The sequence below is a fragment of the Dialister micraerophilus genome (genome assembly GCF_947090205.1).
GTDB lineage: Bacteria > Bacillota > Negativicutes > Veillonellales > Dialisteraceae > Dialister > Dialister micraerophilus.
The window spans coordinates 1-25,515 of the sequence record NZ_CAMUNF010000008.1 but is presented as its reverse complement, the minus strand read 5'-3'; the positions used below and the strand labels follow the sequence as shown (position 1 = coordinate 25,515).

The 25,515-nt window shown below is 37.8% G+C and carries 30 protein-coding genes and 1 other annotated feature; of the genes, 7 read left to right on the top strand and 23 right to left on the bottom strand.

What is annotated here, in order from left to right; genetic code table 11:
* Window position 1: 1 nt before the first annotated feature.
* From rimM to P6922_RS04825, 8 genes are all read right to left on the bottom strand, one after another.
* Window positions 2–499, bottom strand: coding sequence for a ribosome maturation factor RimM (rimM, locus tag P6922_RS04860; RefSeq protein WP_035062603.1), 498 nt, complete (start codon window positions 497–499; stop codon window positions 2–4).
* Between the two features lies 1 nt (window position 500).
* A complete protein-coding gene (locus P6922_RS04855; RefSeq protein WP_007553647.1) occupies window positions 501–908 on the bottom strand; it encodes a YlqD family protein in 408 nt (135 codons plus the stop codon).
* Window positions 909–918: 10 nt separating this feature from the next.
* Window positions 919–1,146, bottom strand: coding sequence for a KH domain-containing protein (locus P6922_RS04850; RefSeq protein WP_276874816.1), 228 nt, complete (start codon window positions 1,144–1,146; stop codon window positions 919–921).
* Between the two features lie 12 nt (window positions 1,147–1,158).
* Entirely contained in the window at window positions 1,159–1,422 is a 264-nt protein-coding gene (gene rpsP, locus P6922_RS04845) for a 30S ribosomal protein S16 (RefSeq protein ID WP_007555806.1), read from the bottom strand.
* Between the two features lie 28 nt (window positions 1,423–1,450).
* The gene (gene ffh, locus P6922_RS04840; protein ID WP_007553735.1) at window positions 1,451–2,809 is read right to left on the bottom strand and encodes a signal recognition particle protein; all 1,359 of its coding nucleotides are present in this window, start codon (window positions 2,807–2,809) and stop codon (window positions 1,451–1,453) included.
* A 10-nt stretch (window positions 2,810–2,819) separates the two neighbouring features.
* Window positions 2,820–3,143: a YlxM family DNA-binding protein gene (gene ylxM / locus P6922_RS04835; RefSeq protein WP_007553772.1), complete on the bottom strand. Its 324-nt coding sequence runs from the start codon at window positions 3,141–3,143 to the stop codon at window positions 2,820–2,822.
* A 195-nt stretch (window positions 3,144–3,338) separates the two neighbouring features.
* The gene (locus P6922_RS04830) at window positions 3,339–4,391 is read right to left on the bottom strand and encodes an iron-containing alcohol dehydrogenase family protein (protein ID WP_276874814.1); all 1,053 of its coding nucleotides are present in this window, start codon (window positions 4,389–4,391) and stop codon (window positions 3,339–3,341) included.
* A 46-nt stretch (window positions 4,392–4,437) separates the two neighbouring features.
* Entirely contained in the window at window positions 4,438–5,442 is a 1,005-nt protein-coding gene (locus P6922_RS04825; protein ID WP_276874812.1) for a bile acid:sodium symporter family protein, read from the bottom strand.
* 79 nt (window positions 5,443–5,521) lie between these two features.
* Window positions 5,522–5,756: a binding site (T-box leader), on the bottom strand.
* Window positions 5,757–5,909: 153 nt separating this feature from the next.
* Here P6922_RS04825 and P6922_RS04820 point away from each other — a divergent pair.
* Entirely contained in the window at window positions 5,910–6,089 is a 180-nt protein-coding gene (locus tag P6922_RS04820) for a hypothetical protein (RefSeq protein WP_007553637.1), read from the top strand.
* 46 nt (window positions 6,090–6,135) lie between these two features.
* Here the strand turns inward: P6922_RS04820 and gyrA are convergent, their stop codons facing one another.
* Window positions 6,136–8,574 (bottom strand): DNA gyrase subunit A, encoded by a 2,439-nt coding sequence (gene gyrA / locus P6922_RS04815; RefSeq protein ID WP_276874809.1) that lies wholly within the window; start codon window positions 8,572–8,574, stop codon window positions 6,136–6,138.
* A 197-nt stretch (window positions 8,575–8,771) separates the two neighbouring features.
* On the opposite strand from gyrA, the gene P6922_RS04810 reads away from it, so the two are divergent.
* Window positions 8,772–9,281, top strand: a complete 510-nt coding sequence (locus tag P6922_RS04810) for a hypothetical protein (protein ID WP_007553791.1) — start codon at window positions 8,772–8,774, stop codon at window positions 9,279–9,281.
* A gap of 26 nt (window positions 9,282–9,307) precedes the next feature.
* Here the strand turns inward: P6922_RS04810 and P6922_RS04805 are convergent, their stop codons facing one another.
* A complete protein-coding gene (locus P6922_RS04805) occupies window positions 9,308–9,811 on the bottom strand; it encodes an 8-oxo-dGTP diphosphatase (RefSeq protein WP_276874806.1) in 504 nt (167 codons plus the stop codon).
* 309 nt (window positions 9,812–10,120) lie between these two features.
* Between P6922_RS04805 and P6922_RS04800 the strand changes: the two genes are divergently transcribed.
* Window positions 10,121–11,029 carry a LysR family transcriptional regulator gene (locus P6922_RS04800; protein ID WP_276874804.1) on the top strand — a complete coding sequence of 303 codons (909 nt, stop codon included), beginning with the start codon at window positions 10,121–10,123 and terminating at the stop codon, window positions 11,027–11,029.
* Window positions 11,030–11,063: 34 nt separating this feature from the next.
* Window positions 11,064–11,756, top strand: coding sequence for a hypothetical protein (locus P6922_RS04795; RefSeq protein ID WP_276874801.1), 693 nt, complete (start codon window positions 11,064–11,066; stop codon window positions 11,754–11,756).
* Between the two features lie 419 nt (window positions 11,757–12,175).
* Here the strand turns inward: P6922_RS04795 and P6922_RS04790 are convergent, their stop codons facing one another.
* Window positions 12,176–13,318, bottom strand: a complete 1,143-nt coding sequence (locus P6922_RS04790) for an iron-containing alcohol dehydrogenase (protein WP_276874799.1) — start codon at window positions 13,316–13,318, stop codon at window positions 12,176–12,178.
* Window positions 13,319–13,437: 119 nt separating this feature from the next.
* On the opposite strand from P6922_RS04790, the gene P6922_RS04785 reads away from it, so the two are divergent.
* Window positions 13,438–13,812, top strand: a complete 375-nt coding sequence (locus tag P6922_RS04785) for a RidA family protein (RefSeq protein WP_007553672.1) — start codon at window positions 13,438–13,440, stop codon at window positions 13,810–13,812.
* Window positions 13,812–14,378: a nitroreductase family protein gene (locus P6922_RS04780; RefSeq protein WP_276874796.1), complete on the top strand. Its 567-nt coding sequence runs from the start codon at window positions 13,812–13,814 to the stop codon at window positions 14,376–14,378. Before P6922_RS04785 ends, P6922_RS04780 begins: the two co-directional genes overlap by 1 nt.
* Before the next feature lie 17 nt (window positions 14,379–14,395).
* On the opposite strand, the gene P6922_RS04775 is transcribed toward P6922_RS04780, so the two are convergent.
* The 10 genes from P6922_RS04775 to P6922_RS04730 all read right to left on the bottom strand — a co-directional run bounded on the left by P6922_RS04775 (window position 14,396) and on the right by P6922_RS04730 (window position 21,225).
* Window positions 14,396–15,091: an SIMPL domain-containing protein gene (locus P6922_RS04775; RefSeq protein ID WP_276874793.1), complete on the bottom strand. Its 696-nt coding sequence runs from the start codon at window positions 15,089–15,091 to the stop codon at window positions 14,396–14,398.
* A gap of 15 nt (window positions 15,092–15,106) precedes the next feature.
* Window positions 15,107–15,784: an RsiV family protein gene (locus P6922_RS04770; RefSeq protein WP_276874790.1), complete on the bottom strand. Its 678-nt coding sequence runs from the start codon at window positions 15,782–15,784 to the stop codon at window positions 15,107–15,109.
* 64 nt (window positions 15,785–15,848) lie between these two features.
* The gene (locus P6922_RS04765; RefSeq protein ID WP_276874787.1) at window positions 15,849–16,577 is read right to left on the bottom strand and encodes a class I SAM-dependent methyltransferase; all 729 of its coding nucleotides are present in this window, start codon (window positions 16,575–16,577) and stop codon (window positions 15,849–15,851) included.
* 20 nt (window positions 16,578–16,597) lie between these two features.
* On the bottom strand, window positions 16,598–17,455 hold the full coding sequence (speE, locus tag P6922_RS04760) for a polyamine aminopropyltransferase (protein WP_276874785.1): 858 nt from the start codon (window positions 17,453–17,455) through the stop codon (window positions 16,598–16,600).
* The gene (locus P6922_RS04755; RefSeq protein ID WP_276874782.1) at window positions 17,448–18,065 is read right to left on the bottom strand and encodes a DivIVA domain-containing protein; all 618 of its coding nucleotides are present in this window, start codon (window positions 18,063–18,065) and stop codon (window positions 17,448–17,450) included. Before P6922_RS04755 ends, speE begins: the two co-directional genes overlap by 8 nt.
* Before the next feature lie 17 nt (window positions 18,066–18,082).
* Window positions 18,083–18,874, bottom strand: a complete 792-nt coding sequence (locus P6922_RS04750; protein WP_007555831.1) for a YlmH family RNA-binding protein — start codon at window positions 18,872–18,874, stop codon at window positions 18,083–18,085.
* On the bottom strand, window positions 18,871–19,665 hold the full coding sequence (proC, locus tag P6922_RS04745; RefSeq protein WP_007555832.1) for a pyrroline-5-carboxylate reductase: 795 nt from the start codon (window positions 19,663–19,665) through the stop codon (window positions 18,871–18,873). Before proC ends, P6922_RS04750 begins: the two co-directional genes overlap by 4 nt.
* The gene (gene sepF, locus P6922_RS04740) at window positions 19,662–20,069 is read right to left on the bottom strand and encodes a cell division protein SepF (RefSeq protein WP_276874780.1); all 408 of its coding nucleotides are present in this window, start codon (window positions 20,067–20,069) and stop codon (window positions 19,662–19,664) included. The genes proC and sepF overlap by 4 nt, the downstream gene beginning before the upstream one ends.
* Window positions 20,069–20,527 (bottom strand): cell division protein SepF, encoded by a 459-nt coding sequence (locus P6922_RS04735; protein ID WP_276874778.1) that lies wholly within the window; start codon window positions 20,525–20,527, stop codon window positions 20,069–20,071. The genes sepF and P6922_RS04735 overlap by 1 nt, the downstream gene beginning before the upstream one ends.
* Window positions 20,524–21,225 carry a YggS family pyridoxal phosphate-dependent enzyme gene (locus P6922_RS04730; protein ID WP_276874776.1) on the bottom strand — a complete coding sequence of 234 codons (702 nt, stop codon included), beginning with the start codon at window positions 21,223–21,225 and terminating at the stop codon, window positions 20,524–20,526. Before P6922_RS04730 ends, P6922_RS04735 begins: the two co-directional genes overlap by 4 nt.
* Before the next feature lie 149 nt (window positions 21,226–21,374).
* On the opposite strand from P6922_RS04730, the gene P6922_RS04725 reads away from it, so the two are divergent.
* Entirely contained in the window at window positions 21,375–21,830 is a 456-nt protein-coding gene (locus tag P6922_RS04725) for a cupin domain-containing protein (protein ID WP_276874775.1), read from the top strand.
* 78 nt (window positions 21,831–21,908) lie between these two features.
* On the opposite strand, the gene P6922_RS04720 is transcribed toward P6922_RS04725, so the two are convergent.
* Both P6922_RS04720 and P6922_RS04715 read right to left on the bottom strand, forming a co-directional pair.
* A complete protein-coding gene (locus tag P6922_RS04720; protein WP_276874772.1) occupies window positions 21,909–22,892 on the bottom strand; it encodes a TAXI family TRAP transporter solute-binding subunit in 984 nt (327 codons plus the stop codon).
* Window positions 22,889–24,808 (bottom strand): TRAP transporter permease, encoded by a 1,920-nt coding sequence (locus P6922_RS04715; RefSeq protein ID WP_276874770.1) that lies wholly within the window; start codon window positions 24,806–24,808, stop codon window positions 22,889–22,891. Before P6922_RS04715 ends, P6922_RS04720 begins: the two co-directional genes overlap by 4 nt.
* Between the last annotated feature and the right edge of the window lie 707 nt (window positions 24,809–25,515).

The window sequence follows — 25,515 nt, the reverse complement described above, 5'->3', positions numbered from 1 at the left end:
ATTAAGCCCATTCCGGTAATTCAACTGTCATTTTGCGGCTTTCCACATCTACTTTTTTTATACATGAAGGAATTGCCGGCAAGTATATTTCTTCTTTGTCGGGACCGATTACGGTGTATACGTCATTTGCACCTGTTTCGATAATTTCTTTCAGCGTTCCTACAAATGTACCTTCTTGCGTATAAACTTCCATATCCAAAAGTTCGAAACAATAGTATTCGCCTTCTTTGCATGGAGGTATTTCATCTTTTGACAGACTTGCCGAAAGTCCTACCATACTTTCGGATGTATTTCTGTCCGTCACTCCTTCAACTTTCATTATATAAATGTTTTTGTGAGGGCGTGAGGAAATAACTTTGTAGGATTTTTCACCGAAATAAATATGCTTGATATTTTTAAATATTTCCGGTTTATCTATTTCAGGTAATACACGCAAATCACCCCGCACTCCATGCGGGGCAACTATTCGACCGACTACTGTCATTTCATCAGTTTTCATATTAATCACGGAAAGCGATAATTTTTCCGTCTTCCACCAAAATTTCTCCGCCCATAATCGTATTCATATCATCACCGATATGTAATGTTACAATGCGGTTCATAGGTGTACGCGGAATTTCCGCACCGATTGTCAATTTTTCCAAATGTTCTTTGTCTGCAATCAGTTTGTCTTTTACTTGTTGCATGCGTACGCGTTGAGCTTCATACTGTGCACGAAGCGGTGCTATCGCTTGTACGTTTATTTTTGCCTGTTCGGCAACTTTTTCTTTTTCGTCTGAAATAAGCTGTGACATATCATGGTCTACACGACTGATATTTTGCATAATTTCATTCATTAAAGCTGTTTTCAATGATTCGGTAAGCTTTGATTTTACAGCTACCGGAACCAATATTTGCATTTCTTCCATCAGATACCTCTTATACAATATCGACAGCTACTCTGCGATTTTCACGCAAAGCACCCGCCTTTACAACAGTACGAATTGCATTGGCAATACGACCTCTTCTGCCGATAACTTTTCCCATATCTTCAGGGGCAACGTGGATTTGATATACTTCCATGTTGCCCTTTGTGATCATGGTCACGGAGACGGCTTCAGGGTCTGTAACAATAGCCCGAGCAATTGTTTCAACCAATTCTTTCATGCTGCGCCTCCATTACTTCTTTGCATCTGCAAACTTGGCAATAACACCTTTTTTTCTCAAAATGCTGCGTACGGTGTCTGTAGGCTGTGCACCTTTTCCCAACCAGAAAAGTGCTCTTTCTTCGTCAAGTTTTACCGGTGCATCAGTCTTTGCCGGATCATACCATCCGATTGTTTCGGTCGGTACTCCGCTACGAGCCGCCTTGGAGTCGATAACGACAATGCGGTAGAAAGGATTCTTCTTTGCACCCATACGAGTTAAACGAATTTTTAACATATTTTCACCTCCTCTTATTTATTCCGTTTTAGCGAAACATCCCTGTAAAATTTCCGAAATTTTTAAGCAAGGACGGATTAATCTTTTTGTTTTTCATGCGTTTCATTTGTTTACGCATTTCTTTGAATTGTTTTACCAGACGATTTACATCTTGTATTTGTACTCCTGCACCTTGTGCAATACGTTTTCTGCGACTTCCGTTCAATATATCCACTTCATTGCGTTCTTCATTTGTCATGGAAAGTATAATCGCTTCCAAATGTTTCATTTCTTTGCTGTCAAGGTCCAAGTTTTTGAGTTGGTCTTTGAATTTTCCCATACCCGGAAGCATTCCTATGATACTTTGCAATGATCCCATTTTTTTGATTTGATGTAATTGTTTCAAGAAATCGTCAAGTGTAAATTGTCCTTTTCTCAGACGTGTTGCGGCTTCTTTCATCGTATCCTGATCGAGGTTTCTTTGTGCTTGTTCGAAAAGTGATGCCAAGTCTCCCAAGTCCAGAATGCGTCCCGCCATACGGTCAGGATAAAAATCTTCCAGTCCGCCGTCAAGTTTTTCACTGACACCGATAAGTTTTATCGGTTTGCCTGTTACCGCTTTTATGGAAAGTGCGGCACCGCCTCGTGCATCACCGTCCATCTTCGTCAAAACGGTTCCGTCAATTCCCAAACTTTCGTCAAATGCTTTTGCGGTAGTTACCGCATCTTGACCGGTCATGGAATCGAGTACGAGAAGAATTTCATGCGGCATAACGGCAGCTTTTATATTTTTCAATTCTTCCATTAAAACCGTATCTATGGTCAAACGACCTGCAGTGTCTATAAGAATTACATCGTTATTATGCTTTTTTGCGTATTCGACAGCTTCTTTTGCAATTGCAACCGGTTCTTTTGAGCCTTCAATCGTGAATGCCGAAACTCCGACTTGCGATGCAAGTACTTGCAACTGCTTGATTGCCGCCGGACGATAAACGTCACATGCTACAAGCAAAGGATTTTTACCTTTTTTCTTGAGCATCAATGCAAGTTTACCTACCGTTGTAGTTTTACCTGCACCTTGCAGACCTACAAGCATAATCGTTGTCAATCCTTTAGATGACATGGTGATTTTACTTTGAGTTCCACCCAAAAGTTGAGTCAATTCGTCACGAACTATTTTAATGACGGTTTGATCCGGCTTCAAACTTCCGAAAACTTCTTCACCGATTGCTTTTTCACGAACTTGTGCAATAAAGTCTTTTGCAACTTTGAAATTTACATCAGCTTCCAAAAGTGCTTTTCTGACTTCACGCAAAGCACCGTCTATATCGGATTCGGATAATTTACCCTTACCGCGCAAATCTTTAAAAGCTTTTTGCAGTTTATCGCCTAAATTTTCAAACGCCATTTGTTCACCTTCATTCCGATAAAAAATCTAAAAGAGTTTCTATACGACTGTCCGTTTTTCCGGACAAAAGAATTTTCAACTTTTCTATATTGTTTTGTCTTTCTTTTCTTTTTGTAACAATATTGAGTTCTTTCTCATAAGTATAAAGTTGTTCTTCACCGTGTCGCATCGCATCATGTACGGCTTGACGGGAAATATTGAAATGCTCGGCAATTTCCGCCAATGTAAGATTTTCATCGTAGTACAGTTCCAAGCATTCTCTTTGTCTTTTCGTCAAAAGTTTACCGTATATGTCAAGCAATTCACCCTTTTGTACAATTTTTTCCAATGACATACCATCACCACACCTAAGTAATTATATAGTAACTGCAAAACCATGTCAAGCAAAAAAACTTTACACGTTTATTTGTATTTCACAAAATTGTTTTATCAACGTTCTTTACTATTTATTTTTACATATTATATAAATTTCGTTTCAATATATTTTTTCAAATGAAAAGACACTCCGTTACAGAGTGCCTTTTGTGTTTTATCCCAATTCTTCCAAATCGTAAATTGCTTTAAGTACCATTTCTTCCGTTACGGGATATGCCGTTTTTCTTAAATCCGGTTTTGTAAGTGCATTCTTTACAAGTTCGGTCGGATCGGTTAATCCGATGTGTGCAAGTTTGTGCGGAAGTTTTGTGTTTTTGCAGAACTGATACATTTTGTCACGTTCTTCAAATTGTTTATCCATTGTCAAAAGTACGAGTACGCCCCATGCAATTACCGCTCCGTGCAAGTGCTTTCCTTCGTGGGGTGTGCCGGTATGACTGTTGTAAAGTGCATGCGCAAGGCTCGAGTTGTAATCTTCGGGTACCAAGTTTGAAATAATTCCCGTTGAGCAAATAATATTTTGAACTACATAGTCTACATCTTTGTTCACTTCATTTTTTTCAACGGCTTTCAGTGCTTCTTCTCCGTAGCGGAGCAATCCTTCGGAACAGTTTCTTGCGAGTTGTACTCCCAATCCTCTGCTGTAACTCAATTCGTCTCCTCTTGATGAGAATTCCACTTCATACTGTTTTGAGAGTGCGTCACCGATTCCTGCCCAGAAGTATTCGGTCGGTGCTTCCGCAATTACTCTTGTATTGATAAATGTGTGGTATGAAGGACGGTGTGCATACCATACGCTTCTGAATGCGTGTGTCGGATAGTAGTACGCACCTACCGCAGTAACGGGTGCACAGTTTGATGCAAGTGTAGGAAATACGAATAACGGTTTATTCATTTCACCTGCGGTTTTTTTGACGGTATCAATTGCACGACCGCCTCCTACTGCAAAAATCATGTCGGATTTTTGTACGCTTTCGTGTTGTTTCAAAGCGTCCGCATTTTCAAATGTTGCATCATCTCCGTACCACAGAGAGTCCGTAATTTCAAGTTTGCCTTTACAGGATTTTCTGAGATCTTCTTCGGCTGCCGCTCTGGCTTTATTTCCTCCGATAATGACTGCAGTTTTCCCGAATTCTCCGCAGATTTGCGGTACTGCGTCATAAGCATCTTCTCCTAATGTGTAACTGGGTAAAAATTGATGTTCCATTTTAATACACTCCTTTTGTGTTAAATATTTTAATGAATTCAATCTTTTAAGCACTTACTGCGACATTTTCATTTTTTGATGTGTCATCATTATTTTCTTTGCCGAAGTACGGATTCAGGTAGGTTGTACATACCCATGCAAGTACTGCGCCGGATATGGTGAACCATGCCGAGAATAATGCTCCCGGTATTACAGCTGCCGGTAAACTTGCAAAATGCACTTTTGAAAGTCCTGTCGCAAGTCCGGAGTTCTGCATTCCTACTTCTATTGCAAGTGTTACAGATTTTTTCCACGAAAGTCCGTTGAGTTTTGCCGCTGCAAATCCGAGTAAGTAACCGAACAGGTTGAAGAGTACAACTACAAGCATTATCATTCCGAAATGGTTGAGTATCGCATCATGCGATGCACCGATTACTCCGGCAAGTATCAGGCATATTGTAAGTGATGATACGCCCGGTGTGTAAGATGCAACCGTTTCTCCGACTTTCGGAAGAAATGTTTTAAGCATAAGTCCCAATGCTACCGGAAGTATTACTATTTCCAATATTGAGAGAAACATTCCGACCGGATCGAATTTTATGTTCGCACCTATGAGCCAAAATGTAAGCAGCGGTGTCATTATCGGAGAAAGCAATGTAGATACGGATGTCATCGTTACCGAATATGCCAAATCTCCTTTACTCATGTATGTGATGACATTTGATGTCGTACCTCCGGGGCAAGTACCCAAGAGTACAAGTCCTGCGGTAAGTCCGTCATCAAGTTGGAACAGTTTTGCAAGTGCAAATGCCAAGAACGGCATTATTGTATACTGTGCCAACGCTCCCAGAAATACATCTTTCGGCCTTTTGAAAATTCCCAAAAAATCTTTGTAATCGGATGTAGTTCCCATTCCGAACATAATCACTCCGAGCATCAGGCTCATAACGGAAACGCCTTTTACATTTCCCATTACCCACAGCCATTTGTCGGATGTGAAAAGTCCCAATAGCAGAAATACCACTGCCATAACGCCGAAATACTTCGATAAAAGTTCAAAAAATTTCTTCATAATACCCCTCCGTTAAAACATTATTTCGTCAGTGTTTAGAGCAAAGAGGCAAAAAAGGTATAAAAAAACGCCCCTCATATCGAGGGACGGCTATGCCGCGTTACCACCCAGGTTCCTGAAAATAATTCAGACGCTCTACAACGTACTAACATACGCGTTTCCTATAACGTGGAAATTACGTCAGCCCTTAATTAAATAATTCAGGTCTGCACCTCAGGGAGGATTTTCATCTACCGGTAAATGCCGATTTGCACCAAACATCGGCTCTCTGTGATTTACTTGAGTAAATTACTCGTTCCCTTCAAAGGATTTTTCGTATACCTTGTTTTGAAGTTGCACTAATTATAAACGTAAAAATGAATTTTGTCAAAAGTTTTTTTATAAATTTTTTTAAATTTGTTTCAAAGTAAGTAAATTTTGAATTGTAACGATAATTTTTCATGTTATTATATAGAAAAGGAGGCCCTATGAATTTAGCTGATGAAATAAGGAAAACGGAGTTGTATAAAACGTTTGAGGCATATATCGACACCGATGATATAACAAAAAGAATAAAAGGACATTTCAATCTTACAAGTGATGCTCCGAAAGAGGCTCATGAAGCACTTGCAAAATGGCGTGCGATAAAATTATCTAAACGTTTTTGAAATGAAAAAGCATGAGGTACGTATAGGTACTTCATGCTTTTATTTTTTATTCTTCTTCGTTTTCTTCCGGTACTACATCAATTGATGCTATACGATCGCCTTCTTCAAGACGTTGGAGAATCACTCCCTGTCCGGCTTTCGCTTTTTTGCTTGAAATTTGAGATGCTGATGTTTTTATCGTAATACCGCCTTCGGATACTCCGACAAGTTCATCATTATCATCTGCAGCTACAAGTGCAACTACTTCGAATCCGCGTTTGAAGTTTCTTACACCTTTACCGTTTCTGCCTTGTACATGGTAAGCGCTTTCTTTATTTCGTTTTGCATTTCCGTCTGCGGATATTGTGAAAATATCTTTTTCATCGGCTATTACCGCACCGACAACTTCATCGCCTGCGGATAATTTTATGCCGTGAACGCCGGCGGCTACACGTCCTACCGCTCTTATTTCGTCATCTGCTATCGAGAAACGTATCGCCATACCTTTTCTCGTACCCAATATAACGTCTTCATCACCGACAACCGGAATAACTTTTACAAGACGGTCGCCTTCATTCAAACGAAGTGCTATAATGCCGTTTTTGTTTATATGCTTGTATTCTTCGATTAATGTTTTCTTTACATAACCGTATCTTGTAATCATAAGCAGGTATTTTACGCCTTCAGTCGACATGTCCGGATCGAGCATTTCCGTTACACGTTCATCTTTTTCAAGTGTAGGAATGAAGTTTATCAACGCACTTCCACGTGCAGTTCTGCTTGAAAGCGGGAACTCGATAACGGATTTCAGATATACTTTACCTTCATCGGTAAAGAAAAGTAATCTGTTGTGTGTGGACGTATTCATTATTTTCCAAACATAATCGTCATCTTTCATCTTCATTCCGCTGACACCGCGTCCGCCTTTACGTTGAATACGTATATCACTTGATTCCATACGCTTGATGTAATTATGCTTTGTAACGGTAATCGTCATAGGTTCATCGGGAACGAGATCCGTCAAATCGAAACCTTCCGTACTTTTTTCGAATTGAGTTCTTCTTTCATCGCCGAATTTTTCCTTTATTTCGATTAATTCGTCTTTTACGACTTTCATAATCTTGTTTCTGTCGGACAATAAATCCTCCAAGTATGCTATTACTTCCATTACATCTTTGTAATCGGATTCAATTTTTTCACGTTCAAGTCCTGTCAAACGACGCAAACGCATATCCAATATCGCAACCGATTGCTTTTCGGACAATTCAAATTTCGACATCAAAGAATCTTTTGCTTCGCCGTCCGTTTTCGATGCACGAATGGTTTTTATTACTTCATCTATATGGTCGAGCGCAATAAGCAAACCTTCGAGTATGTGCGCCTTTGCTTTCGCTTTGTCCAACTCGTAGCGACTTCTTCTTGTAATAACTTCTTCCTGATGTTTCAAGTAGTAGTACATCATCTGTTTCAAGGACAATACACGTGGATGACCGTCTACAAGAGAAAGCATTATCGCACCGAAATTTATTTCGAGTTGAGTATGCTTGAACAAGTTGTTGAGCATAATTTGCGGATTTATATCACTTCTGAGTTCGATAACGATACGCATACCGTTACGATCCGATTCATCACGCAAAGCGGTAATTCCTTCAATAACTTTTTGCTTGCTCAATTCCGCTATATTTTCAACAAGACGTGCTTTATTTACCTGGTAAGGAATCTCCGTTACGACAATACGATTTTTTCCGTGCGACATTTCTTCAATTTCCGTTTTTGCACGTACTTTTATACTGCCTCGGCCTGTGCGGTATGTGTCTTGAATACCTTTTTTACCCATGATGATTGCGCCGGTCGGAAAATCCGGACCTTTTACATAATTCATCAATTCATCTACGGTAATCTCAGGATTATCAATCATCGCACACAATCCGTCAACAACTTCACCCAAATTATGTGAAGGAATATTCGTTGCCATACCTACGGCAATACCGTAAGAACCGTTCACCAATAAATTCGGAATACGTGAAGGAAGAACTACGGGTTCTTGCAATGAACCGTCATAGTTCGGCATGAAATCGACAGTGTCTTTATCAATATCACGCAACATTTCTGCGGAAATTTTTGCCATACGCATTTCCGTATAACGCATTGCGGCAGCGGAGTCACCGTCAACCGAACCGAAATTTCCGTGACCGTCAACCAAGAGGTAACGAGTCGAAAAATCTTGAGCCATACGAACTGCAGACTCATAAACGGCAATATCACCGTGCGGATGATACTTACCGAGTACATCCCCGACAAGACGTGCAGACTTTCTGAACGGTTTCGATGAAATCATACCGGACTCTTGCATGGCGTACAAAATACGTCTATGCACCGGCTTCAAACCGTCACGCACATCAGGTAATGCACGAGTAACGATAACCGACATGGCATAGTCGATGTAAGAATTTTTCATCTGACCTTCCAGCGGTGTAGAAACTATTTTACCTTCTTGCCAATCCATAATTACTCCTTTTTTATACAATTTTTACATATACATTATACCATAAAAACGCATTTAAAAGCATTTTGAAGCGTTTTTTGACTGTTTTAAAACAAAACTCTACATGTTGTTTAAGTTCAAATTTTATGAAAATAAAAAATTTTTTCACTTTTCACAAAAGATAATTCATTGTATAATTTACACATGGAGGAAGAAGTATGAAAAAAAGTAAACTGATTGCATGTTTGGTTCTACTCATCGCTATAATAGGCGTCGCAATTGCTTTTTTCTTCTACACGAAACGTGAACCTTGGCAAGGAACATGGTGGGGCGTGCAAGATGCCGGAATAAATTGGACCGGAGATCACATAAAAAATCTTGAAACGGTAACATTCACCGAAAACGACGACGGTACAATAAATGTAGAACACAAAGTTCAACACGGAAGTAAAGAGGTGGACGGTTTACTCTGCGGTACAGGAAAAATCGACGGAGGAAGACTTGTAATCACACCGAAAAACGGAAAAAGAGAACTCACACTCGCATACGAAAGACTTTCAAAACAAATAGAAACGCCTTTCAAGAACGAAGATAAATCGTACGTAAAACTGCAAAAACTCACCGAAGAAAACGATACCGAAAAAGAAGAAATACGAAAAGAAATAATACGTATCTCGCAAAAACCGGAAAATAAAATAGACACCACGTTGAGTAGTGCCAAAAGCTGAAAAACATCGCAAAAAGCGATGTTTTTTTATTTACAATCATATTTCTTGTCGCTATCGGACAATATCGCATCTTCAAAAGAATACGAAAGAACGGTACTTCCGTCAAAATCAAAAGTAATCAAACCTTTTACGGTTCTCCCCGAAAAAATCATCGGCAACCAAATTTTATCCGCCTGCCACATTTCATCATAAGGAAAATCCTCAAGTGAAAACACTCTCGGTTCCATTTCATCCGAAGACGTAAAAGTTCCCTTCCACTTTCTTAAAAAATAAATCGCTCCGGGATGCGACCAACTTCTGTCGGACGGTTGATCGAAATAAATATCCGCAACAAACTCCAAATCTTCAACCGCTGCCGAAATACCGCACTCCTCATACAACTCACGAACCGCACACTCACGCATCGTTTCACCGTCTTCTATTTTACCGCCGAAACCGTTCCACTTGCCGAAACCCATTCCGCGTTTTTTACGTCCCAATAAAACCTTACCGTCGGCATATATAGGAAAAACCAACGAAGTAGCACGCACACAAATCCCCCCTCGATAAACATTATACACTTAATGAACTCATAAAAATATATAACTCTTAAATATGTAAAATTTTTTTATTTATCTAAAATAGTGTATAATTAAAATGTATGATAAAAATTATCTCTTAATAATTGTATTTCATACCAAATATTCAATTTTTGCGTTAACGTATTTATAATTTATAAATCTATCAATATTTTAATATAAAATATTGACTCAAATAAAGATGATATTACCTACATGTTATACAATTAATCAAGAGTACCATTATTTACAAATTTTTATTGTTCCTACAAGGAGATGCCTATGAAACTTACTCTTTTAGGTCTCAGATATTTCCAAAAAATTGCAGAACTGCAACACATTACAAGAGCTGCGGAAATTTTACACATATCACAACCGTCACTGAGCCATATCGTAAAAGTTATGGAAATCGAACTTGGCGTACCGCTGTTTGAAAGACGTGGAAGAAACATTGTACTCACGCACTACGGTGAAATACTGCTGCTTCACACAAATCATATAATGGAAGAACTCGATGCGGCAAAAAAAGAAATTGCAAGAATAAAAGAAAAACAAAAAATGACGGTAAAAATATCAATATCGTCAAATTCGATTACATTTCCTGCATTTTTAACCACATTCCATCGTCATCATCCGGAAATACATTTTGAAATCCAGCAAAAAACAAACCAGCTCTCGAAAACTTCAGCAAAAGCGGCAGATTTATTCCTTACGACAAGTTTTACACCGCCGAAAGGAAAAAATATCGTGCCTCTTTTGAAAGAGAATATAATTCTTGCACTTGCGGAAACAGATGAAAATACAAGAAAAACATCATGCAAACTCGAAGATTACAAAAACTCGGGATTTATATCACTCGAACCTTCAAAAACGGGTGAAACGATAACGGAGCACTTCTGTCAAAAAGCCGGATTCGTACCGCAAACAATACTGGAAAGCGACAGTATAACTGCGGTAACCGAATTTATACGTGCAGGTCTGGGTATATCCCTCGTACCGGAAATCACATGGCATGGACTTAGAGGAACACAAATAAAATTACTCCAAATCGAATCGCCGAAATGCGAAAGATATCTTAATCTGTCATGGACAGAAGGAAAAGAACTTTCTGAACCGGCAAAAATCGTAAAAGAATTCATAATACAAAATTTCATGGAATTTGCAAAAAATTACACATACAAAAAAGGATAATCAATTCTGATCTATTTTACCTACCGGAGCATATATGGAAGAATTATCACTTTTCGACTTTACAAAAAATACACAAACGGAAAACAAAACGAACAAAAAAACTGCACAAAAAATTACAAAGGAAACCGAAAAAAATGAACCTTCACTGCTTTCAAAAAAGGAGTTTTACCTTGAATTTGCACTCACAATGCGAACACAGGAAATAAAAGACTATATAATAAAACTCTATCTTGACGAAGGCCTGAAGAAAAGAGAAATAAATAAAATTTTAAAAGGATTGTTTTTCAAAGAAAAAATATTCAACACAAAATTTCAAGCAATGCAATACCTTACGGAAATTCCTCACACATATGCGGTAAAGTATAAAATCGGTATAGAACCCTCACCGAAAATAATTACACTTTCGGAAAAACTCGAAAAGAAAAAAATTCTGCTTGAAAATTATAAAAAAGAAATAAAAGAAAAATTCAAAGCGGAATTTCTGACATGTAAAAATTGTAAATCCAGATTGAACATGAAATACGTAAAAAATTACAATTGCCCGCTCTGCAATGAAGAACTGAGAAATGCAACTTTGTTGCAAAAATTGAAAAAAACTGAAATTCTCGTAGAAAATTTGAAAACGAAACTGGAATTTGAAACAAGAAAATACAACAGCCACTTCACCGGCGGAGAACAATGGATTGTTCGTGTAGTAAATAATTTGACAACGGAAAAACAAAAATAATTTAAAACCGAAAACCGGACATAATTTAATTTTATAAAACGGATGCCGACCTATAAGTTACAGGGCATCCGTTTTTTCTTTTGAATTTTTTCCGTTACTGTAATAATTAATGTATTCTTTCATTGATTTAGAACTCCGATTGTTTTAAAGTCCATAAAACACATATTGTTTATTACGTTTTGACTTATGACATATTTCTTGCGATTTCTTTTTGTCGATACGATAAATCTCTTTTAAATCTTTACAATTTTTACAGTAACTTACTTCAATATTAGTACAATGTATACCTTTTCAAAAACCGTCATTTATAATTTAAATTAATTCATATACGATTTAATTTATTTACTATAGATTTAAATAAGAAATTGAAAAAATCGGAGTGATTGCTCCGATTTTTCCATTTGTTTATTTTTTTGTTTTCAATTACCTTTGAAGGACAATTTCATCATTTCATATACTTCTTCTTCGGTGAAAGGTTTTTCAAGGTATCTTTTTATTTCAAATTTCAAATCTTTTTCTTCCGGTCTTTTTCCTATTTGGTCGTAGGATGTGGGAAGTTGTGCTTCTTCTAAAAGTTTGTACCATTTTTTGCACGCTTTTTCTACCGCTTTTTCGGGGAGAAATCTTCCGTCTATGTCGAATATTTCCACTACGAACGCTTTTATTTCTTCGGGAAATTTCTTTACTGCAACTTTAAGCCATGCCGGAAAGAATATTACCATGGATGTACGATAATCTATTCCATAGAGTGCTTCCGCTATGGTTTCAAACGAGTATATGCTCCATGCGTATGATCCGCCCATACCTGCCGACAGAAATCCTACTGTCGACATTGATGACAGCCACATAAATTCTGCACGAAGTTCGTAGTTTGTAAGTCTGTTTGCAATATTGTCGATGTCTTGCAGAAGCATTTTCATCAATGCTCGTCCGATTACTTTTCCTACCGGATTTTCATTTTTGATATAGCTTATCGCCATTTGTATAAAGCTGACCAATGCTCCGTTTACAGTGAGTTTTTTGCTTACAGAGTATGTAAATTCGGGATTCAGTATTGCATAGTCGGCGTATATTCCGTAGAGTGAACCGTGACGATGCTTTTCCAAGTCGTCCACTTCCGATACGGCGTCTATCTCACTTCCGCCCGATGCGTATGTCGGTATGAGTATTGTTTCGAGGTGTTTTTTGCCTACGGGGTCTTTTTTTGCAAATATATAGTCTTCATGGTCTTCATTCATACATACGAACGATATTATTTTTGCCATGTCCATACAGGTGCATCCGCCGATTCCGATGATGCAATTTATTTTTTCTTTTTTACATATTTCTACCGCTTCAAGTATTTTTTTGTATAAAGGAAGTTTGTTGCCTCCGAAGTCTGTATAGGAAATATCATTTTCGTTAAGTATTCTTGTTATTTCTTCATATACTCCGTTTTCTTTTATCGCTTTTTGTCCGTACACGAGCATCACTTTTTTGTTTTTGCATATTGAAGCAAGTTTCTCGTGTGAGTCTTGTCCGAAGTATACTTTTACGGGTGTATAAAATTGAAAATCTTCCATGTCGTTTTATCCCCCTCCTTTGTATATATATTAAATTATATGGATATGAAATTACAAGCTTTTTGACTGACGTTTTTATTTTTTTGTTGTATACTGTAGTTGACAAGGAGGTATTTTTTATGAAAATTATTTATTCTGAAAATGCGCCGGCGGCTATCGGTCCATATTCTCAGGCAATTAAGACCGGCAATCTTCTCTTTATTTCCGGTCAAATAGGTTTTATTCCTTCTACCGGAAAACTTGCCGGCAATTCCGTTGATGAACAGGCTGAACAAATTTGTGCCAACATCAAGGCCGTTTTGAAAGAGGCGGGTCTTTCCATGAGTGATGTTGTAAAAACAACTTGTTTCTTGACCGATATGGGTGAGTTCAAAAAGTTCAACGCCGTTTATGCAAAGCATTTCATAAGTAAACCGGCAAGAAGTTGCATCGGTGTTACCGCTTTGCCGGGCGGTGCAGTTTGCGAGATTGAAGTTATTGCGGAGTTTAAATAATGGATTTTTCAAGTCTTTGTTTGCATTGCAGATCTTACAGACGTTTTAAGCAAGTTCCCGTTCCCAAGTCTGTAATTGATGAATTGATGAGAAATGTTTCATTGGTAAGTTGCAGCAGAAATGCACAGAAGTTGCGTTATTATGTAATTTCTTCCGATGACGTTTTGAGAAAGGTTTTCCCCTGTCTTCATTGGGCCGCTTCTTTACCTAAGGAAATCGGCACTCCTAAAGAGGGTGAAACTCCTACGCTTCTCATCGTTGTTTGCAAGCAAGGTAATTATCCTGCAGAAACAGATGCGGGTATCGCAGTACGCAATTTAGCTCTCAATGCGTATGTGCACGGTGTGGGAAGTTGCGTTATCGGTAATGTGAATTTCGTGAAATTAAAAGAAATTCTTGAAATTCCCGATGATTTGACTCCTTTTCTTACTCTCGCATTGGGTTATCCTTCTCATACGTCTACCGTTGTGGATGTAAAGGACAACTCGCTTAAGTATTATGTGGATAAAGACGGAAATTATTTTGTTCCGAAATTAAAACCGGAGGATATCTGTAAATTCAGATAAGCCTCCGGCTTTTCTTTTTATCCTATTTCGAATACTACGGTTATTTCCCCGCTTACATGCGTTTCTCCGCTTTCTATTGATGTTGATCCCATGTCGGCTGCCAACATTTTACTTCTGAAATTATATGGATTTATATCCACGCTTCCTTCACTTACGGATATGATGTTTATTATTTTTTTATGAAGTGTTTTCGCTATTGTTTCAGCTTTGCTTTTTGCATCGAGTATTGCATTTGCAAGTGCTTGACTTTGGTATTTTTTGCTGTCTTTCAATGTGAATGAGAGTGAATCTATGTCGGTCGCACCTGCATTTGTCGCAGCATCAATTATCATGCCTGTTTTTTGCAAATCTTCTGTTTTTACTTTTATTGTATGTACCGCTTCATACGTTTCCATTTCGTCTTTGTCTTTTTCATCGTATTTATTTGCTTTGTAAAGTCTGTAGTTGTCCGTTTTCAAAGATTCTTTTGAAAATCCTTCTTTTTGGAGTGCGGCTTTTACCGCATTCATTTTTATTGCATTTTCTTTTACTGCTTCGTCTGCAGATTTTGATTGTGTCGTTACACTTATTCTCATTATCGCCAAGTCTGACGGTACGCTGATTTCACTTGTTCCGGTTACGGTTATGCTTCTGCGATCGTCTTGTGCATGTGCTGTAATGTATGTTCCTGCAACCAATCCCAATGCCAGTAATATAGATAGTGTCTTTTTCATAAATTTTCCTCACTTTCAATTTTCAACCGGAAGCGCTATCCATCCTTCCGAGTAGGGTGCAATGTCGTATTCTTGAAATAATACATATGTTTTTCCGTTTCTACCTATGTAATAATTTTGCGGAAGTTCTTCTACATTTGTATCTTCAAATAGTTGATGTCCTTCTTTTTTTGCCGTCGTTTTTACCCATTTGTCTATATCGTTTTTCAATAACTTTTCTATGGATTTTTGTTCTTTAAACGGTATTTCATTCCCCTTTTTGTCGAATGTCATTCCTTGTATGAACGATACGGGATGTACTCCGCCTTTTACATAATAGGTTTTTATTAAAACCAAACTGTCTCCGGTATTTTCGTTTTCAACTTTCCTTTGCCCGATTTGCCATTGCATCCATCCGCTCGTTTCTCTTTCTGCATTTCTTTGTTTGAGCTCTTCTACAAATTCATTTATTTTTCCTTCTATTGCAAGGTTTACTCTTACTCGATACAGTATGCATTTGTTTTTGCTAATCGGTACCGCTATCGTTTGTCCTTGTATTTCTCTATTTTCATATATAAAATCTTTTTGTACTTTTTCCAGCGGTTCAAGTCCTTCGCCTGCAATGAAAGAGTCGTTTGCATTTATTCCAATCGGTAATACAATTGCAAATACAACCGTTATAAGTGCTGTTATAATTTTTTGAATGTTTTTCATTTTATAAAAGCCTCCTTTAATTATAACATAAATTTAAAAAGCCTCTCCTTACGGAGAAGCTTTGTTATTTTCTCTTTATCAACTTTATAATTACCGCCATAATTCCGATGCAAAGAAGCGTGCTTAAAATACGATTGAAATATTTCTTGGTTTGTGCAAATCTTTCATAATTGTCGTATCTTTCCGCAAGTCTTTCCGGTTTGCGTGCGGCTATTGCAGTTTTACCGAATTTTGTATCCGTTTCAATTTCTACAAATCCTGTTTTTTCGAGCATACTTTTTACCGCATCCAGTGTGTATGTTTTTTCACATTCCGTTTTGCAAATTCCTGTTATGTATTCACAAATCGGACAGTTCGACATTTTGTCTACGAGTAAAAATACAGATCCGGGCCTTAATACTCTCAATATGTCTTTAAATACTTCTTCCGGATTTTCCCATTTGTACAATGAGTTGTATGCAGTTACCAAGTGGAAATAGTTGCGTTCGAAAGGAAGGTGCTCGGGATCTCCGGCTACGAATGCACAGTTTTCTTCTTCTATGTCTTTTTTGTTGAGTTTTTTCGCTTCTTCTATTTTTTCTTCGGATTTATCCAGTCCGAATACTTGTCCGGACGGTGCTTTTTGTATGAGATTTTTAATTCTTTTGCCGTTTCCGCATCCTATTTCAAGTACATGGTCTTCGTGTCCGATTGTTACGTGAGATATTCCCCACAACCACGGTATTGCGCATAGGTTGAGGTATCGACATAAAAATTTCAGCACTTCCGTAATAATTTTATTTATGCATTCCATGTCGTTCCTCCTTTTTCAATTTAAAATGTATATTTCCCTTTATATATGGCTTCTTTTATAAATTCGGGCAATACAAAGGCGCTTTTTTGTATTTCTTCGTTGTAGTACTTCATAGGTGTAGGATGTTTTCTTGTTATTTTTGCATTTCTTATGTCAATATCGTCCGATGCCGCCATGAATGAGTGCAGACATTCCGGATATATCGGTACATATGCCAAAAATACATTTACATTTGTAAATACGTCTGTCATCGCTTTGTATACTTCGTGTACGGTTTTTTGTTGTACTATCGGAGATTCGGTCTGTTGTACTATAATTCCGTTTTTACGAAGTGCTTTTTTTGCGTCTTTGTAAAAGTTTCTTGTAAAAAGTCCTTCTCCCGGTCCTATGGGATCGGAGCAGTCTATTATTATCAAATCGTAAAAATTTTCTATTTCTTTTACAAATGCAATCCCGTCACCTATGTGCATTTTCAGTTTTCCGTTTTTTTCGTTTATTTCTTTTGATATTGTCGGAAAATATTCTTGAGATATTTCTACAACTCTTTTGTCGATTTCACATATATCCAATTGTTTTACGGTTTCATGTCTTAATATTTCTCTGGCGGCGCCTCCGTCTCCTCCTCCGATTATGAGTACTCGTTCGGGATTAGGATGTGCCATCATCGGTATGTTCGTTATCATTTCGTGGTATGTCCATTCTTCTTTTACCGATGTTTGAAATACTCCGTCAAGTATAAGAATTCGTCCGTATCTTTCGGTTTCCGCAACTTGTATGTGTTGGTACGGTGTTTGCTCGTCAAGGAGCATTTCTTTTATTTTCAGAGTAAATCCGAGATTTTTATCGACATACTCCGTTATCCAATTTTTTTCATTCATTGCTTTCTTCCGTTTTTTCCTGAGCGTCCGCTTCAACGTTTTCTTCTTTATTTTCTGTCGTTTCTTCAATTTCTTCAGTTTCTTCCGCTTTTGACGAAAGTTCTTCCGCATATAAATCATCTTCATGCGGTGCGTTTTCCGGTTCTTCGATTATTTTCGGTGCCGGTGTCGATTTGCATGCTTCGACAAGTGAGAATGCGGATTTGAAGTTTGAAAGTATTTTTTCTATGTAAAGGTTCAAATCGCCTTCCGTCTTGATCAGATTTGCATTTATTTCTCGGCGTGCGCTTTCCGCATCCGCTACTATTTTACTTGCTTTTGCTTTTGCTTCACGTATGCAAAGTTCCGCTTCTTTTTCCGCAGCTCTTTTTACGTTTTCGGCAGTTTCTTGTGCCATTACCAAAGTGGAGGACATCGTTGCTTCCATTTTTTCATAATTACGTAATTTTGTTCTTATGGTGTCCATTTCTTCTTCCGCTTCACGATGCTCGCGATATATTTTTTCATAGTCACTTGCCAATTCTTCCAAAAATGCGTTTACTTCTTCTTGTGAGTAACCTCTAAGTTGACGTGAAAATGTTTTATTATGTATATCCATCGGTGTAATCATGCTGTTCCTCCTAAATCTTATTTGAAACGATTTATTAAAAGTCCGGTTCTGCCTTTTCGGCTTTTTCCGGTTATTTCTTCAATTTCAATGCGTCCTTTTCCGCGTATGCTTATTATATCTTTGACTTTTACTGTCTGAGATACGCTTTTTGCGGATTGCCAGTTTACTTGTACTCTGTCTCCGTCTATCATTTGTACCATTTTGGTCCTTGACAGTCCGAATCCTGCGGCACCCACCGCATCAAGTCGCATTGATGCTACCATCGCACGTATTTCTTTCGCTTTTTGCTCCGGTACCTTCAATTCTTCAAGCGGAATTTCTTCTACTTGTACCGGTACCATTGCAACTTTTGTGAAATTGCTTTTTATGTACTCCGACATTTTACCGTCTACAAGTATTTGCGCTTGTGCGCCTTGCATGAGTATATCTCCAAGCACTTCTCTTTCAATTCCCAGTCCCATAAGACTTCCCAATACATCTCTGTGTCCTATAAGTCTGAAACGGTCATCCCATGTTACGGAAAGCAAACTTATTTCATAATTTACTTTGCCTCCGTAATCATTTGACTGAAATGCGACTTTTACACGTTCCGCTTCATGATATCCGCCGTTGTATGAGCTTGTGACGGTTTTCATGTGTGCGGCAATTGTTTGCCCTATCTGTATGGAAAGGGGCGACATGAATGAACTTACTGTAAACGGTCGTCCCCGTTCTACGGATTCGGCAAGATCGACAAGCCTTATTGCCATTTCTTTCGCTTCATCTCCCGATGAGGAGAAAAAGTTTATTATTTTTTCTCTTTCTTTCATTTTTTGCTCATTTCTTTTGTTTTTTGAAATGCCGCTAAAACTCCGTCTTTCAACGCAGTTCTTATTCCGGCTTTTTCCATGGCATGTATTCCGGCGATTGTCGTTCCGCCGGGACTTGTCACTTCATCTCTCAATTCTCCGGGGTGTTTTTTCGTTTCAAGTGCCATTTTGCCTGCACCGTATAATGTGAGTGCGGCGGCTTTTGTGGCAAGTTTTCTTGAAAGTCCGATTTCAACTCCGGCGTCCGAAAGTGCATCCATTATTACGAATGCATAACCGGGACCGGATCCGGACAATGCTCCCAATGCATCCAGTTCTTTTTCGGTAACTACAACCGTTTCACCGAGTGCATTGAATATTTTTTCCGTTTCTTCAAGAAATTTTTCACTTACATTGTCTTTGCATGTTATTGCCGTCAAACCTGCACCTACCGATGCCGGAGTATTCGGCATAACTCGTACCACTTCGGTTTCTTTCGGAAGTTTTTTTGAAAGATCCGAAAGCGTCACCGCAGCTGCAAGTGAAATTACATGCTTGGGGCCATACTTCGATATTTTATCCAAAACGGACGGCACGATATGCGGCTTTACCGCTATCAATACAACGTCCGCTTCTTCAATTTCTTTTTCATCTTTAATGTAAAAAACGCCATATTTTTCCGCTTTTTCTTTTGATGATTTTTCATTTTTGGATAAGATTTTTACTTCGCGTCTCTTCCATATACCTTTTTCAAGACATCCTGAAAGAACCGCACCTCCCATTGCTCCGCATCCGACTATAATTACGTTCATTCATCTACTCCTTTCCATACCGGAATATCCGAATATCTATGTAATTCGTCTGTTTGCATGCGTACACATGACGGTGCACATATAAGTACACGATCTTCAAAGTATTCGACGGTACCTTTTCCGAAATATACCGCCCCGCTCATGAAATCGACAAATTTACTTGCATCTTCGTGTAAAATATTATCTTGTAAAATAACTATCACAACTTTGTCATTCTGCAATTCATTTGTAACTTTCTTTGCGTCAGAATACTTTTCGGGTTTGATAATTACCGCTTCAAGCGGTCGAGCTGTGCGTACAGGCAGCGCGCCTGCCTGTACGGATTGCTCTTCTTCATAATCATTTACTTCATCTTCGATAAATTGGGATTTTATCCAATTTATCAATTTACGAATAAATGACATTAACGACTTCCGGCTTCCCACTGAGGTACTGCCACACCTTCGGTATTGTTACCTATGTCGGCAAAACTCTCACGAGATACACTCATATTGTTCGGCGCGCAAAGATAAATATTTTCAGAAATATGATCTATTCTGCCGTCAAGAGCATACATTATGCCCTGTACGAAATCTACAATTCTTCTTGCCTGCTCATCATCGGTCTTTTCCATATTCATAACTACCGGACGAGATTCTTTCAAATGATCTCCGATTTTTTCGGCATCTTCATAACTTTGAGGATTTACGACAACCATGGTATACGGTTTTGTCTGTCTTACGGAAACTCCACGAGCTACAGCCGCACTGCTGCGTGCCGGTTGCGAAGGTACGGAAATTTCCTCTTCTTCATCCTCATATTCTTCCTCATAATCCTCATCACGATCAACGAACTGGTCTTTCAACTTATCTAAGAAACTCATAAATTAACTCCTCCTGTGTAGTCTCTGGCACCGAAAATCGCAGTACCTACCCTAACCATATTAGATCCTTCTTCAATTGCTATTTCAAAGTCTCCGGACATACCCATCGACAAAATTGAAATCTGTTCTTTCGGGAAATATTCTTTCAACTTTTCCCACAGTTCATGACCCTTTTTAAACACCGGACGAATTACATCTTCACCCTCTTCAGGTGCCATGCACATCAAACCTCTTACACAAATATTCGGCAATTCTTTTGCAAGTTGAACGGCTTCTTCGAATTCCTCGGGTTTAAGCCCATGCTTCGTTTCTTCACCGGAAATATTGAATTCCAGAAGAACATCCTGCACTTTACCTATAGCAGCCGCACGTTTATTTATTTCCTTTAAAATAGACAATGAATCTCCCGAATGTATAAGGCAATCCATCGCAATAACTTTCTTTACTTTATTTTTTTGCAAATGTCCCTGCAAATTCCAATGTACGGGTTTTTGAAGTAATCTGTACTTTTGTTCCATTTCTTGAACTCTGTTTTCACCTACATATGTTATCCCGCAATCAATTGCTTCTTCCATCTCGGCAAGAGAATGAAACTTTGTTACTGCAACAAGCGTTACATCTTGTTTGTACGGAGAACGTTTCTTTGCATCTTCCATACGCTTTCGCACATCTGCAATACGCTTTTCTATCTCTGACATAGTATTCCCCTTTTCTAAAAAATCTTTTACTTCTAGAAAGTATTATATCACACACGAAGCAAGCTAAAAACTAAAGTTTATTCATAATTACACTTTTATTTACATATTTTAAAATTCTTTTCATGTTAAAATATATTCGAGGTGATTTAATGTTTAAAAAATTCAAGAAAAATAAAAACACATGGGAAGATACACCTACTCATATTTATAAAGAAAATCCCGATATTTTCAAAGATGTTACAAGGCAAGTACTCTTTGACGGTGCTTTTGATTTACCTGTGCAATTTCGCTACTTTCAAGTGGAAGAATGCGGATACTCTTCACTCGAGCATCACGAGCACAGCCATTTCGTAATGATTTACAAAGGTAAAGGACATGTACTTTTGGAAAATGAAGTACATGAAGTGGAAGAAGGCGACATTCTTACAATAAATTCATGGCAATGGCATCAATTCAGAGCAGACAGAGGTACATTGCTGGGATTTTTATGTATGGTAAATATTGAACGTGACCGTCCTTCTTATCCGACTGAAAAAGAACTCGAAGATTTACGCTCCAATAAAAACGTTCCGGAATTTCTTGACGGTAAACTTCAAAAAAAATAAGCATATCTAAGTGTGCCGACCCAAAAAAGTCGGACCGAAATCTAACGATTGGTAGGTCGGCACATAAGTGATATGCTTTTATATTGCATTTATTTCTTTGTAGTACTTCATAGCTCCGTTGTGTATCGGAAGGTCCGCTATATTTTTTACCGCTTCTTGGGGTGTCAAGTTTTTCAGACTTTTTTGTGTTTTTGACAGCTCTTCCACGTTTTCCCAGAATGCTTTTGTAAGTTCGTACACTACTTCATCGGGAAGGTCTTCGTTGCAGAACATTACCATTTTTACCGCAGTTGTTTGTATATCCGTTTTTTGAGCCGGATATGTCCCTTTCGGTATGGTGTAAGCTACGTACCAAGGATATTTTTTTTGCATTTGTTTTATGAAATCGTCCGACAAGTTTACAAGGTGAGAATTCGATGACAATGTCTGCATTACCGATGATGAAGGTACTCCCGCCATTATCCATGCTCCGTCTATCGTTTTGTTTTGAAGCATTGCCGCCGCTTCTCCGAATCCTATGTATTCGGCTTGTATGTCATCGGGTACTTTTATATTTGCGGTTTCAAGGTGAGTTTTTACTTCGTTGTATACGCTTGAGCCTGCGCTCGCTATTGCAAAGTGTTTTCCTTTTATATCTTCTATTTTGTTTATTTCTGATTTGTCCGTTGCAATTACCTGATTCGGATTCAAGTATAATCCTGCTATAACTCTGAGGTGAGGATTTGCATGTCCCTTAAATATGTCGGTTCCATGAAATGATTGGTAGCAATTGCTGCTTATTGCAATTGATACTTGCGCTTCACCGTCATTTACCATATTCAGATTTTCAATTCCGCCCGCCGATGATTGTACCGATGCTTTTATTGTCGGTATTTTTTCGTTCCACATATGAGTTATTGCAGCTCCCGTTGCATACAATGTCCCCGATGATGTAGCAGTAGGCATTCTGATTTTTATTTTTCCGTCCGGTGTTGTGTTTTTCATATCTCCGAATGCTTTGAAACTTGCAATAATTACAATAATTACTGTTATTGCAATCATAAAAATTTTTGTTTTTTTCATATTTTTTTCTCCGCATTTTTCGCATTGAAATATTGTTTCATTATTATCGGTACAAACATAATTATTCCGATTATATCGGTTGTTGTCGAAGAATCCAAAAGCATCATCGCAGAAATGAAAAGTATTGCACGTTCATATATTTTCATGCTGCAAAGCATGTATCCTTCTATTGATGATGTAAAAAGTACAGTTCCGATTATTGCGGTAAATATCGCAATTATTGTATGTGTGCTTATATCGCTTATAAGAAGTTGCGGATTTGCAAGAAAGAAAAACGGTATTATAAATCCTATCAATCCGAGTTTTACTGAAATCAATGCCGTTTTCGTTTGATCCGAATTTGCTATTCCGGATGCTATATAACTGCTTATCGCTACCGGCGGTGTAATATTTGAAAGACACGCATATATAAGGCAAAACATATGTGCGGATACCGGTGTTATACCGGATTTTATAAGTACGGGTACGGCTACCGTTTGTACAATTACATATGCTGCTACCCCCGGTACTCCCATTCCTAAAATTGTCGACATTATCATTACAAATATTCCCGTTATATATATGTTCTCGGAATTTACCGAAGACAATATGAAATATCCCATATTCAGTCCCAATCCGGTAAGTGTTACGCTTCCTATTATTATTCCTATTACTATGCAACATATTCCTACGCTTATTGCATTTGAAGCACCTTCGGTTACCGCTTGTATTATTTTCCCGACTGTCATTTTCGTATCTTTTCCGATATAAGACGTAACTATCGTAACAAGTATTGATACAAGTGCCGCATATACAGGTGTATATCCGCTTACCATCAATCCTATAAGCGAGATAAACGGAAGTACAAGATACCATTTTCTTTTTATTATTTTAAGAGTATCCGGAATATTTTCTTTTTTTATTCCTGAAAGTCCCATACGTTTCGCTTCAAAATGTACCGCAAATATAAGACTTATGTAATAAAGCAATGCCGGAACAGTCGCAGCTATCATTATTTGTATATAACCTGTATGTAAAAACTCCGCCATAACAAATCCTACGGCACCCATTACCGGCGGACAAAATTGCCCTCCCGTAGATGCCACCGCCTCTACCGCCGCCGCAAATTCTTTTTTATACCCTGTCTTTTTCATCATCGGTATGGTAATCGTACCCGTTGTTGCGACATTTGCCACCGCAGATCCGTTCATCATTCCCATAAGTGCCGATGCGATAACTGCAACCTTCGCCGGTCCTCCTGTAGTATGTCCGACCATTGCAAGAGCTATTTCATTTATAAAATCCGAAAAGCCGCCGTACTTCAAAAATGCACCGAAAATTACAAATATAAATATATACGTTGAAAATACTCCGCTGCCTATCCCCAATATTCCTTCAGTTCCCCAAAATTGTGTGATGAGTATACGTTTTAACGTAAATCCGTTATGTCCCAAAAATCCCGTTATATACTCACCTAAATAACTGTATGCAAGAAATACAAGTGCCAGCGGCAACAAGTTTTTTGCAACACGTCTTGCACTCTCAAGTACCAAAAGTATGGCGATACCTGCAATTATAATATCCGGTGTACTTACACGCCCTCCGCTTTGCGTTATAAAAGTGTAATTGCAAATAAGGTATCCGAATGTAAACGAAGAAAGTATTGCAAAAATTATATCCGAAATCGGCGGTTTATATCGCTTTATATTTTCTTTTTTACTTGCCGGAAACAGTATAAATGTAAAAACCAAAAGAAATATGCAATGTATTGCACGCATATTTATCGCACTTATCGTTCCTACAGTCGAAAAGTACAATTGAAATACTGTCCACGCACACAAAAGAAGCATGACGATTTTTCTCATTATTCCGTCATACTTGCGAAATTTTGTGCCTTCATTGTTGTCATTTTCTTTTTCGTAAATTTTATTTTCCATGTCTTTAACTTTATAAAAATAAAGATCCTTTTTCAAGAGCCTTTTACATTTAATTGATCAATCTTACTTGAAATTATTTACCAAACGCAATTTTCCTTTACTAAAAACTCAGTCCTCATACTTTTTCTTTCCGTCTTTACAGCATCCTCATCGGAAATATATAACACCTCAATATTTCATAAATATTTAATATAAAAAATAATATGTTCACACTTGACTTAAATAAATTTTGCAAAAAAGATTTCAATACAATCGCTCTGACAATATACTTTGCCGTTATGTACCTTGACTGTAGTCAATACGCATACTATAGGCCGACTTCGGTTTATCACCGGTTATCGGTTATATACAATAATAAAAATTTTCGCTGTAAACTTAATTTATAAAACAGCAAAATACGATAAGCCATAATATTTCCGTTTCAGCTTAATTTGTATTAGAATTAAATTATAACCACATAAAAACAAATTCAATTATTCTAAAAAATAAAAGAAGTGTATTCTTGAAATATAAATTAAAATTATAGGGAATTTTATGAGAAAAAATATTTCTACAACAATCAGAATACTTAAATATAAATGTACAAAGTAATGTATCAGATACCTTGTAGGACAAACAATATACCAAGTAACAAATTGGCGATATCTTTATAGAACAGATAAGAATAAACGGACTTCCCGTTGCACCTAAAGTATATAATCCGAGCA